Below are 12135 nucleotides of genomic sequence, written 5' to 3'. Positions count from 1 at the left end.
TAACACAATTATTAGCAGCATTTCAATTATCATTCGATGAGAATGTGAGGCGCTGTATAGTATTAACAATAACAATATAGAACCTCCCAATTGGGAGGTTTTTTTTTAGATATGACACAAAACACTAGTATTATTATTAACATCATTATTATTCGTCTTTGTTGACGAGTTAGGATGTTATGTATAACTATAAAACCTTTCTCGTCACTTGAGAAAGGTTTTTTTTTTGAATAAAAATGAACCACAATTACAATGAAAGAAAAAATTACCCTAACCCTGTTTTGCGAAAAAGAAGAAACGCTAATCAGTAAAATTGCCTTGATATTCACTCGCAAAAAGATAAAAATCGATCATTTTTGGGTAGAATATTGTGAGCACACTTTTGTATATAAAATCAGGGTTGGTTATTGGGATCACGATTCCAACAGCAAAACTATGCTTGCCCTTTTGGAACGAATTATAGAGATTTTTTGTTGTTACACTCAAAATCAAAAGGAACTAGAAACTCATCAAATCTTACTTTTTAAAATTCCGATAATTCACAAAGATCAAATCACACATTTTCCTATCTCTTATCTATTTCAAGAAAAGGAGCATTGGATTTGTTGTGGTAAAATGACCAATGAGCACTATTACGTATTAGAAAACACCCTAACTCAATCAACATTACAATTCAATTAAAATCAACAAAATGAACTTATTTCAATCCATACAACAAGCGCAACAAGAATTAGCCAACGTAGTTCCTGCAACACCATTAACAGAGAATTTCAATCTTTCAGAAGAATTTGGGGCTACTATTTTACTTAAACGAGAAGACCTTCAAGTTGTGCGTTCTTATAAAATCAGAGGCGCTTACAACAAAATGAAATCCTTAACCGATAGCGAAAAAACAAACGGTATAGTGTGCGCCAGTGCTGGCAATCACGCACAAGGCGTGGCGTACTCTTGCCATCTTTTACAAATACAAGGCAAAATCTATATGCCCAAAACCACGCCCAATCAAAAAGTAAAGCAAGTACAGCTCTTTGGCAAAAAATGGGTCGAAATTGTATTGACAGGAGATACCTTCGACGATGCCTATGCCAAAGCTGTTGCCGACGCCAAGGACAACCAAAAAGCATTCATTCATCCTTTTGATGATGAAAAAGTCATTGCGGGTCAAGGTACCGTAGGACTTGAAATCCTAGATTATTACCAACAACCTATCGATTATGTTTTCGTTCCCATTGGCGGAGGAGGTTTAGCTTCCGGCCTTTCAACCGTTTTCAAACACTTAAGTCCTAATACCAAAATCATTGGCGTTGAACCACAAGGCGCGCCGGCTATGAAAACTTCCATTGCCAATCGAGCCAATACACCTTTAGACACTATAGACAAGTTTGTAGACGGCGCGGCAGTAAAACAAGTGGGGAACCAAACGTTTGCCATTTGCCAAAAAAACCTTGACGATATCGTCCTAGTTCCCGAAGGGAAAGTATGCACCACTATCTTGCGTTTGTACAACGAAGAAGCAATGGTGGTAGAACCCGCAGGCGCTTTGACCATTGCAGCATTGGATTTTTATAAAGAGCAAATCAAAGGAAAAACCGTAGTTTGTATCGTAAGCGGCAGTAATAACGATATTGAACGCACCGCCGAAATCAAGGAACGTTCTTTACTTTATGAAGGATTGATGCATTATTTTATGATACAATTTCCGCAACGTCCTGGCGCGCTCAAAGAATTTGTCAATACCATTTTAGGCCCCGACGACGACATCACCTACTTCCAATTTGCCAAAAAGAACAGTCGAGAAGTTGGCTCCGTTGTGGTAGGTCTAGAAGTGAAAAATCCAAACGACATTTTAGCCATCAAAGACAATATGAAAAAAATGGGTTTCGAATACCAATACCTCAACAACAAACAAGATTTATTCACACAATTAATTGGTTAAAAAAAGGCTGCCCAATAATGGCAGCCTAAAAAACCTTTTTCAACAAAATCGGAGTTGTTATTTTAGAATTTTCTTAGAGAAAATACCATTTCCATCATTTATTTTAACCACATACATGCCTTTTGGTAATCTTGAAACATCAATTTCAACTTCACTTCCTTTACTAAAATCAACATCTTTAACCAAAACTAGTTCTCCTGACATGGAATACAATTTTACTTCACCAAATCCTGAATTTACAGTAGTAATATTCAATAAATCTTTAGTGGAATTGAAATAAACTACTATGTTATTTTCTAGTGGTGCCTTCAATTGTTTTACCTCAGCAAACTTATTAACAGTCGATTCTGTTTGCGCCAATTGCCATTGTTGATTTAGTCCGCCTGAGTAAGTCCAAACCTGAATAGAGGCGCCATTTAGTGTTGAAACATTTTCTACATCTAATGCTTTTCCGCTATTCAAGTTTATAATTTTATAATAACCTCCACTAATAGCCGAAACGGTCCATTTCAATTCATTTGAATTTGTGAATGCTCTTTGCACAACTTTTACGCCATCAGCAGTGCTGTTATTCTCGGTAGCCAAATACAGTTGCGTCGATTTTACGATAATATAAAAATTACCACTACCATCAGGAACCAATTTCCAACGTTGATTATTTCCTCCTCCATTGGCAATGTCATACTGCTGAATTCTTGCACCACTTGTCGTGGCATTATCTGAAACATCTAATCCTTTGTTGCTATTTCTTGAAATAATATTATAATATCCTGGAAAAGGAGTTGTAACAGAAATAGTACTTGTAGCTGTTTTTGCACCTTCAACTGTTGTTGCTGTAATTATTGCAGTACCAGTAGCTATTGCTGTCACTAATCCTGTTGCATTAACAGAAGCCACTGCTGTATTACTTGAGCTCCAAGTAACGTTTTTATTCGTTGCATTATTTGGCGCAATAGTCGGCACCAACTGTAAGGTTCCAGCAACTATAATCGATGAAGAAGTTGGATTGATGGCAATAGAGGAAACTGGAATCGATGCCATATTTTTGACTTCAATTTTATCAATATTAAATTCCCCACCAATAATTTCTAAGCGTATAATTTTGTTATTCCCTCCGGAAAACGGAATGTTAGAAATTGAAACTACTTTGTAAACATCCCACGAACCTGTATTGGGAACATCCAAAATTGCCAATACCTCGCCATCTAACAGCACCCGTAATTGCTTACCAGTATATATAGACGCTACAGTTGCTTCTATAGTATAGGTTCCCGCTGTTACATTAGAAGTGTATTCTGTCCACTCACCAGTAGCAGTCCATCCAGTAGCAAAACCAGTAGTTCCGGCAATAGTAGTAATGTCAACACCTTCATTGGTTCGGTATGCGCCACCTTGATTTGTAGATTCGTTATCAAAATAGGCATTATTTTGACCTCCTTGATCATAATTCTCTGCCTGAATTACTCCAGGCAAAGTCGCTGGAATGCCTCCATAAGGCAATTGTCCTTGAACTGTGACGGAACTAGTAGCTGTTTTGTTTCCACTAACTGTAGTAGCCGTTACTACTGCTGTACCCTGAGCAATTCCTGTAACTAAACCGTTTGAGTTAACTGAAGCTACAGCACTATTACTAGAACTCCATATTACATTTTTATTACTTGCATTAGCGGGAGAAACTGTGGCTGTAAGCTGAGCACTTGCATTTATAAACATACTTACATTCGTTGGACTCACACTTACACCTGTAACAGGTACCGCATCTAATGGCATCCAATTAAAAGTTACTGCGGATGCTGCTGGAACTGCATAATTAAAAGCTGCTGACCCAGAAACAATTCTGATCGTATTTTCAGCCCCACCAGCATTGTAAACCAAAAGTGAAAGTGAACCATCTGTATTTTTAAATCCTGTAGAAGTTATAGAACCATTGGTACTACTGGTTCCAACTCGTAATGCTCCTGCCTTCACAAACTTCGATATTTGACCAATAATATAATAAGCAACATTTTTAGTATAACTTGTACTACTGGTTATGGTTACAGCCCCTAAACAAGTAGTACATCCACCTGGCGTATGTGGACCTAAATTTGAATTATTGGCAAGATTCCATTCTAAAACAGTCTTTGACCAGTTATTCGTTGTACCAATAACCACATTTTGCATATGCCAACCAAAATCCCCACTAAAATCTCCACTAGGACCAGTATATTGTTCTGTAAAATAAACGTTTTTATTTGTTGCATCGTGAACTACAGACATCGCCAAAGCATCGCCTTTATACATATGAAAAGCAGCACCTTCAGCATAACTACTATTGTTTAACACATCAATAGGATAAACGGTATTATCACAATTATGATCAAAAGCTATAATTTTTACATAACCATAACCAGCGGCTGCCATTTGTGGGCCAAGCTGACTATTAATAAAATTCTTTTGTTCCGTTGAATTCATCAACATACTGGGTTCATTATTACCGTGTTCTGGTTCATTTTGAGGCGTAATTCCCCAAATAGCAATACCTTGGGCTTTCATAGCATCTAAATACTTTACAAAATATTTAGCATAAGCCGCATAATATTGTGTTTGCAGACTTCCACCGATCCATGAATTATTGGTCTTCATCCATCGAGGAGCCGTCCATGGAGTGGCTAATATTTTAATATTCGGATTGATTAACAGTATCTTTTTAATCATTGGAATCAAATAAGTCGCATCAGGACCATTCAAGCTAAAATTATTCATATTCACATCTCCTGAAGTTTCATTGTAACTATAAGAAGAGCTACTCAAATCCGAAGCACCAATACTAATACGAACAATATTCACGTTCAAACCCGTTGTTGGATTGTATAAATCATTGAGCAACTGGTTTTGTTGCGTTGCAGCCATAGCGCTAATCACTTCACAACTACCCTCTGTAAGGGTGTAACCAAAACCATCCATAGTTTGATAAGTCGTTGCAGGAGTAATAGTAACAGTCGAAGGATTACTTCCAGAAATAGAACCGAAACTAACATTCGCTTGCTGTTGCAACAACTTTGTCTGATTGCCAGTCGTCATCCAAGGCGTAACGACTTGAGCTTCTGCCTTTAAAAAAAAAGCAAACAGAATAATTACGAAGAGAATTAATGGCTCTCCAACATTTCTATTTTTTTTGTTTTTTTCATTCATAACATCTTGTTTTAATATTTCCTTTATTTAATAGTATTGCATCATTAGTAAATTAATTGCCTGTTAAAATTGTAAAGGTAATATTAGATCAATTTCAATAAAAAACAATCATTTTTAATCACTACAAAAACACATCAAACAAGCCAATACTAGAAACTACGGGATTTCATCTTGCGAACCACAACAGTATATCCAACATTAAATCTTATTTTTGCATTACTTTTTACACACAAAAAATTATGATTTCAAAAGATATACAAGACCTAAACGACATCAAAAAAATGGTCGATACGTTTTATAGCAATGTACGTCAAGACGAGGCAATCGGCCCCGTTTTCAACGAAAAAATAGGTGAACGTTGGCCAGAACATCTCGAAAAAATGTACCGCTTCTGGCAAACCATTCTGCTAGAAGTCCACACCTATTCGGGAAGTCCGTTTCCGCCACACAAACAATTACCGGTAGACAAAACGCATTTCGACCGCTGGATGGCGATTTTCACCACCACTATCGACGGTTTGTTTGCAGGCCCATTAGCCGAAGAAGCTAAACTTAGAGCCAAAAATATGGCTGAAATGTTCAACTATAAGATTGAGTATTTTAGGAAGGCTGAGAAAGAATAAACCTTCTGTTTCTTTTTATTAAAGCTGTAACTTATTTAGTTACGGCTTTTTTTATGTTCGTAACTTTATTGTTATAAAAATACTTTAAAACTCAAGTAATTCATTGCTAACAACTCTTTTTAGTAAAAATAAAAACCGCTGAACACTAATTTTTACACACCACCGTGCTTCACTACTAAATTCTCAACAAAAACCTATAAAAAGCACCATTATTCCAATTTTTGGTAACATAAAATTTACCTAGTAACATTGTTTTAACTTTTTAATAAAATAAAAAATACTTTTTGATAATTCAAAAAATTTACCAATATTAAACTTATTGAGTTCTTTTGTAAAAAATATTTAATATTAGTAAACAATGAAAACAAAACTAAGCCAGCTACTATTTCTACTAGTACTGAATTTTACAGGATTGTGCTTTGCTCAAAAACAGAGTATAATAGGTACTATTTATGAGAATAAATTACCTATGCCCGGAGCAACTATTTCTATTTTAAATTCCAACAAAAAAACTACTTCTGATTTTGATGGCAATTTTAAATTGAATGTAATTGAAGAGGAAAAAATAGTTGTTTCTATCAGCAATTCTGGATTTAAAACTCAGGAATTAACTGTAACTATTAAGAATAATGAAATTTACAACTTAGGAGTAATCACTTTAGAACCAACAGAAAACGAACTAAAACTAAAAGAGGTTGTCGTGAATTCTGCACAAAAAAATAGTGAATTAAGAGCCTTGAATATGCAAAAAAGTTCTGTTAGCATTATGAATGTAATTGCTGCAGATGGTATTGGAAAACTACCAGACCGCAATGCTGCCGAAACTGTTCAAAGAGTTCAAGGGGTTTCTATTGAACGTGATCAAGGAGAGGGAAGATTTGTATCCGTGAGAGGATTACCTCCTTTTTGGGCATCAACAACAATAAACGGTAATAGAATTCCAACTGCTGAAGAAGAGACGACTTCTAGAGCAACTGCTTTTGATTTCTTTCCCTCAGAACTAATTGCTTATGTACAAGTAAACAAAGCTTTGACACCTGATATTGAGGCTGACGGTATTGGCGGTAGTGTAAACTTCATTACTCATACTGCGCCAATGAAACAGACCCTTAACGCTACCATTGGTAGTGGTTACAATGATAAATCTGGAAAAGGAGTGTATAATGCGGCATTGACTTTTGGTGGCCATACCAAAGACAAAAAATTTGGATATCTTTTGAATTTTACTCGATTTAACAGAAACTGGGCGACCGATAACTTCGAAGCGAGAAGAAATGGGGACGAAGGAGTCTTTAGAATGGAATTAAGAGATTATACTGGAGAACGTAAAACAACTGGAGCTAATGTCGCTTTAGATTACAACTTGAGCCCAAAAAGCAAGATTTATTTAAAATCAATGTACGGAACGCTTTCTGATTTTGAGACACATTACAAACAAAGAATTCGTTTTGACAGATTTAGCACCACAACAAATACTACTAGAGTTGAGTTGCAAAACATCAATAATACTTTGATTACAGAACTTAAATCTATCAACATTGGCGGAAAACACGAATTAAACAACGGTTCTATTGATTGGGATTTGGCTTCGTATGAAAATGAATTTAAATACGGTAATATTCCAGATGCTGAAAACAAATCCTATTTTGTTATAAAGTACAGACAAGATGGCGTAGGTATAAATCCTAGCTACATGACAAACAAAGGAGTAGGTCAACGTGCTTATTGGGCAGTTGATGGCGGAAAGTTAGACTATAAGAATCCAGATGCATTATTTGGCTTCTATAGTGATCCTAATTTCAAAACTGATGCTACTAAAATGAGATTTGGTGATTTAGAGTTCTACAAAGTAGCTATTACAGAAAGAGATAAAATCGTGGCTTCATTTAATCATGAAATCAAAGCCAATGACAAATTGACTTTAAAATATGGTCTTAAATTTAGAGATAAAGAACGTACTGCTAAATTCTCTGACATCTTTTATACTTGGAAATCCGGAACAGCTCCACTCCTTTCAGACTCTCAAGGTTTCATTATTGACCAACCTGGTAGAGCCGATTATTTAAAAGAATTAAACACTAGCATTTCTAGTACTTTGGGACCAGTACTTTCTACTAATGGAATGAAAGATTTCTGGAAGAAAAACCAAAACAATCTTGCGATTAGCCCAGCAGATTCAGAAGCATTAGAATACAACAAAGGTTTAGGAAGAAACTTTGATGTTAACGAAACGCACGCTGATGCTTACGGAATGGGGACTTATAAAATCTCAGAAAATCTTACTGCTTTAGGAGGTATTCGTTTTTCAAATACTGAAACAAAAGTAAATGGTTATAATGTAATTAACGGTGTATTGACACCTGTTGAAAATACAAAAAAATACTTAGCGGTATTACCAATGTTTCATTTAAAATACCAAGCTAATGACAATTTAAATGTAAGATTTGCATCTACAAGAACTTTTGCTAGACCTAATTTTGGTGATATTACCCCTGGTGGATCATATGTTGAAGCGGACAACGAATTTAAAGGTGGAAACCCAAATTTAAATCCAACGTATTCTTGGAATTTTGATTTAATGGGAGAGTATTATCTTTCTAATGCTGGTTTGATTAGTGGTGGGGTTTTCTATAAATCAATTAAAGATCCAATTTTTCAAGATTCTTACCAAGGAACCTATAACGGTAAGCCAGGTGTTGAATTTAGTACACCAAATAATGGAAACGAAGCTTGGATTGGTGGTTTAGAGTTAGGTATCATGAAACGTTTTGATTTCTTGCCTGGTTTCTTGCAGTATTTTGGAACGCAATTGAATGCCACATTCATGACCTCCGAGATGACAACAACTACAGGAAGAGAAGTGGGTTTGCCTTATCAAGCGAAACAATTATACAATGCGCAATTGTTCTTTGAAAAAGGAGGATTCAACATTAGAGCAGCCTACAATTACAAAGGTAAATACGCTATCGCTTTTGCAGACCAAGACAAGAACGATATTTACTACGGAAAATATAGCACTTTGGACATAGGTCTTTCTTGTAAAATCACTAAAAACCTATTGTTTTTTGCTGACATCAACAACATCCTAAATAATCCTTTGATGTACCATTACGGAAACTCAGAAGATCGTCCAAAACAAGTAGAATTTTATGGTGTGAAAACGGCTTTTGGTGTGAAATTCACACTATAAATCAAAAGTACCTCAACTTAAAGAATGAGAAATACTAAAACAAAAAATAATTGGTATGTACCAAAAGCGGCTTTTGCTGCTTTTGGTGTGTACTTTTGTATGTACGCCTTCCGAAAACCATTTACAATAGCAAGCTTCGAAGGCATAACATACTGGGGAGTGGACTATAAAGTGCTATTGATTATTGCACAAGTTATGGGCTATTTTCTATCAAAATTCATTGGTATCAAGATTGTATCTGAACTTAAAGAAAAAGATAGATTAAAGTTTTTATTTGGCTTCATTGCATTTGCATTTCTTACGCTTTTAGGATTTGCATTAACTCCAAGACCTTATAACATTTTCTTTATGTTTTTGAATGGCTTACCCTTGGGAATGATTTGGGGCATTGTTTTTTCTTATATCGAAGGCCGAAAAGCAACAGAAATTTTAGGACTAATTCTATGTACTAGTTTTGTTGTTTCCTCAGGTTTTGTAAAATCGGTTGGAAAATTCACCATGAGTTATTTTGGAGTAACCGAATTTTGGATGCCTTTTTTAACGGGTTTATGGTTTATCATTCCGTTAGTCTTTTTTGGCTTGCTTTTGGATCGTTTGCCAAAACCTTCAAAAGAAGATATTGCATACAAAACGAAGCGAGTTCCCTTAAATCAAAAAGAAAGAAAAAAATTAATTCTTACCTTTTGGGTTCCCTTATTTTGCTTAACTATTTTATATATTAGTTTAACTATTCTAAGAGATTTTAGAGACAATTTCACCGGTGAAATCTGGGACGCCTTAGGCTTTAAAGATGCCGTTTCTTTGTATACCTATGCCGAAATACCAATAGCTTTTACGGTTCTTTTGGTATTAAGTTTTATGGTTACTATAAAAAACAACACAAAAGCGTTCTTGATTTATCACTACATTTTACTAACAGGTGTTTTGATTATTGGCTTGTCGACTATAGCATATAGCAGCCATCTTTTATCCCCAATGCCTTGGATGATTATCACAGGAATCGGAATGTATTTATGTTACATCCCTTTTAACGGTTTGTTTTTTGATCGTATGATTGCCACTTTCAAAATAAAAGGTAATGTGGGATTCTTAATCTATTTTGTGGATTCCTTCGGTTACTTGGGTAGCATTTTAATATTGTTATTTAAAAATTTTGGATATAAAAAAATATCATGGTTACACTTCTATATTCAATTGAATTATGTGATTGCCATTATTGGTTTTTTTACGATTATAATGGCGGCAGTACTTTTTCAAAGAAAGATTAATAAAATGAATTCGGCTGCAACATCCATAGAAGAAGAAACAACTTTTCAACTTCAAGAACTGAACTAAAACACATTCATCACGATGCAAAACAAATATGATTTACTTGTAGTTGGCGGAGGAATTCTAGGACTGTTCCATGCCTATCATGCATTGCAAAAAAAACTAAAAGTGGCTATTATTGAAAAAAATAGTATACTCAGTGGAGCTTCTGTTCGCAATTTTGGACAGGTAATCCCATCTGCAATGAATTTAAAATGGCAAAATTTTGGTAGAGAAAGTGTTTCAATCTACAAAAAGCTACAAGACCAAACCGACTTAACCATTCGACAAAACGGCTCCGTATATTTAGCCTCAAATGAAGAAGAAGTACAATTGATTGAAGAATTGAGCCAAATAAACAAAGACCAAAATTACGATTCTATTTTATTGACAAAAAAAGAATGCTTACAGCGTTTTGACGGATTAAAATCCGACTATTGCAAAGCGGGTTTGTTCTTTCCCGAAGAGATAACAGTTGATTCTGGAGAGCTGATTAGACGTTTTCAAAGACTCTTAATCGAAAAATTTGGCTTAACCTTTTTTTACAACACCACCATTACATCAACTAGCGAGAGTTCTTTAGGTTGTGAAGCAATTGCGGCCAATGGCCAAAAATTTATAGCATCTAAAATTATAATTTGTGGCGGAAGTGAATTCAAAACACTTCATCCTAATATCTATGAAAATAGCGATTTGGTTGCGACAAAACTTCAGATGTTACAAACTAAACCGCAAGGCATATATGCTCTCCCTAGTAATATACTGACAGGCTTAACCATTCGTCGGTATGAAGCATTTGAAGAATGCCCATCGTATACTAGTATAAAAGCAAAAGAAGTTTCGACTAGCTTCGATAAAAAATTTGGAATCCATATTCTTTTCAAACAATCCTTAGACGGTTCAATCATTATTGGAGATTCTCATGAATATGCTGATGCAAAAGACATCGACGTTTTAGGCTACGATCTAAATATGGAAATTGATGCTTTTATGATTAATGAAGCTAAAAAAATAATCGACCTACCTACCTTCGAAATACAAAAAAGATGGTTTGGTATCTATTCACAATGCAAAACTCAGGATATTTTTGAACACAATCCTAGTCCAAATATTCATATTATCACCGGAATTGGTGGCAAAGGCATGACAGGAAGTGCCGGATTTTCTAGACAAAAAATAAATTTAATATTCAATAAAAATTAGACAAATGAAAAACATAAAACTTGCAGTATTAGACATGGCAGGAACCACTGTAGATGAAGACAATGTGGTGTATAAAACACTTAGAAATTCAGTAGTAAAATACGGCATTGAAGTGGATTTAGAAACGGTATTGAAATATGGAGCAGGAAAAGAAAAATTAAAAGCAATAACAGATGTCTTAGAATTTTTAAATCAACCTACAGATAAAGCTACAACAATCTTTGAGGATTTTTCTATAGCTCTAAAAAATGCTTACGAAGAATTGGAGGTTAAACCCATCGTTGGAGTTCGTGAATTCCTGGATGAATTGAGAGCGAAGAACATTATAGTTGTATTAAATACAGGTTATAATTCTAAAACCGCAAACCAATTATTGGAAAAATTAGGTTGGAAAAAAGGAGTTCAATATGACGCCTTGATTACTGCTGATGATGTTGTGAATGGAAGACCTAGCCCTGAAATGATTCTAAAAGCTATGGAGCTTTTTGATATTAAAGACAGTAAATCGGTTTTAAAAGCTGGTGACTCTGCAATAGATATAGAAGAAGGAAAGAATGCCAATTGTGGAATTACTATTGGAGTATTGTCGGGAGCACAAACTAAGGAGGAACTAGAAGAAGCAAATCCTGATTACATTTTTGATAATATCACGCAAATTAGTTCGTTGTTTGTTTGTTAGCTCTAATTTGTGATTTAATCCC

At 35.0% G+C, this 12135-nt stretch carries 8 protein-coding genes; 7 read left to right on the top strand and 1 reads right to left on the bottom strand.

All coding sequences use genetic code 11. The features are described from left to right. The first annotated feature begins 252 nt into the window (after nucleotides 1-252). Together AO58_RS0112445 and ilvA are read left to right on the top strand one after the other, a co-directional pair. Complete coding sequence (locus AO58_RS0112445) at nucleotides 253-681, top strand: hypothetical protein (RefSeq protein WP_024982018.1); 429 nt, start codon at nucleotides 253-255, stop codon at nucleotides 679-681. A 10-nt stretch (nucleotides 682-691) separates the two neighbouring features. Further along, nucleotides 692-1936, top strand: coding sequence for a threonine ammonia-lyase IlvA (ilvA, locus tag AO58_RS0112440; protein WP_024982017.1), 1245 nt, complete (start codon nucleotides 692-694; stop codon nucleotides 1934-1936). Between the two features lie 57 nt (nucleotides 1937-1993). Here the strand turns inward: ilvA and AO58_RS18320 are convergent, their stop codons facing one another. Next, a complete protein-coding gene (locus AO58_RS18320) occupies nucleotides 1994-5110 on the bottom strand; it encodes an Ig-like domain-containing protein (protein ID WP_244530709.1) in 3117 nt (1038 codons plus the stop codon). A gap of 239 nt (nucleotides 5111-5349) precedes the next feature. Here AO58_RS18320 and AO58_RS0112425 point away from each other — a divergent pair, with 239 nt between their 5' ends. The 5 genes from AO58_RS0112425 to AO58_RS0112405 all read left to right on the top strand — a co-directional run bounded on the left by AO58_RS0112425 (nucleotide 5350) and on the right by AO58_RS0112405 (nucleotide 12113). Next, nucleotides 5350-5733, top strand: a complete 384-nt coding sequence (locus AO58_RS0112425; RefSeq protein WP_170852025.1) for a group III truncated hemoglobin — start codon at nucleotides 5350-5352, stop codon at nucleotides 5731-5733. Between the two features lie 358 nt (nucleotides 5734-6091). Further along, nucleotides 6092-8923, top strand: coding sequence for a TonB-dependent receptor (locus tag AO58_RS0112420; protein WP_024982015.1), 2832 nt, complete (start codon nucleotides 6092-6094; stop codon nucleotides 8921-8923). 24 nt (nucleotides 8924-8947) lie between these two features. Next, the gene (locus tag AO58_RS0112415) at nucleotides 8948-10258 is read left to right on the top strand and encodes a DUF5690 family protein (protein ID WP_024982014.1); all 1311 of its coding nucleotides are present in this window, start codon (nucleotides 8948-8950) and stop codon (nucleotides 10256-10258) included. A gap of 15 nt (nucleotides 10259-10273) precedes the next feature. Continuing rightward, the gene (locus AO58_RS0112410) at nucleotides 10274-11434 is read left to right on the top strand and encodes a TIGR03364 family FAD-dependent oxidoreductase (RefSeq protein WP_024982013.1); all 1161 of its coding nucleotides are present in this window, start codon (nucleotides 10274-10276) and stop codon (nucleotides 11432-11434) included. A 4-nt stretch (nucleotides 11435-11438) separates the two neighbouring features. Further along, nucleotides 11439-12113 carry a phosphonatase-like hydrolase gene (locus AO58_RS0112405; RefSeq protein WP_024982012.1) on the top strand — a complete coding sequence of 225 codons (675 nt, stop codon included), beginning with the start codon at nucleotides 11439-11441 and terminating at the stop codon, nucleotides 12111-12113. The last annotated feature ends 22 nt before the right edge of the window (nucleotides 12114-12135 follow it).

Origin of the sequence: Flavobacterium succinicans LMG 10402 (assembly GCF_000611675.1) — a bacterium.
Lineage (GTDB): Bacteria > Bacteroidota > Bacteroidia > Flavobacteriales > Flavobacteriaceae > Flavobacterium > Flavobacterium succinicans.
Note: the sequence above shows the minus strand (reverse complement) of the source record. Positions and strands in the feature narration are given on the sequence as shown.

Coding starts and splice junctions, on each gene's coding strand:
- AO58_RS0112445 (WP_024982018.1), top strand. CDS start 253: ATGAAAGAAAAAATTACCCTAACCCTGTTTTGCGAAAAAGAAGAAACG.
- ilvA (WP_024982017.1), top strand. CDS start 692: ATGAACTTATTTCAATCCATACAACAAGCGCAACAAGAATTAGCCAAC.
- AO58_RS18320 (WP_244530709.1), bottom strand. CDS start 5,110: ATGAATGAAAAAAACAAAAAAAATAGAAATGTTGGAGAGCCATTAATT.
- AO58_RS0112425 (WP_170852025.1), top strand. CDS start 5,350: ATGATTTCAAAAGATATACAAGACCTAAACGACATCAAAAAAATGGTC.
- AO58_RS0112420 (WP_024982015.1), top strand. CDS start 6,092: ATGAAAACAAAACTAAGCCAGCTACTATTTCTACTAGTACTGAATTTT.
- AO58_RS0112415 (WP_024982014.1), top strand. CDS start 8,948: ATGAGAAATACTAAAACAAAAAATAATTGGTATGTACCAAAAGCGGCT.
- AO58_RS0112410 (WP_024982013.1), top strand. CDS start 10,274: ATGCAAAACAAATATGATTTACTTGTAGTTGGCGGAGGAATTCTAGGA.
- AO58_RS0112405 (WP_024982012.1), top strand. CDS start 11,439: ATGAAAAACATAAAACTTGCAGTATTAGACATGGCAGGAACCACTGTA.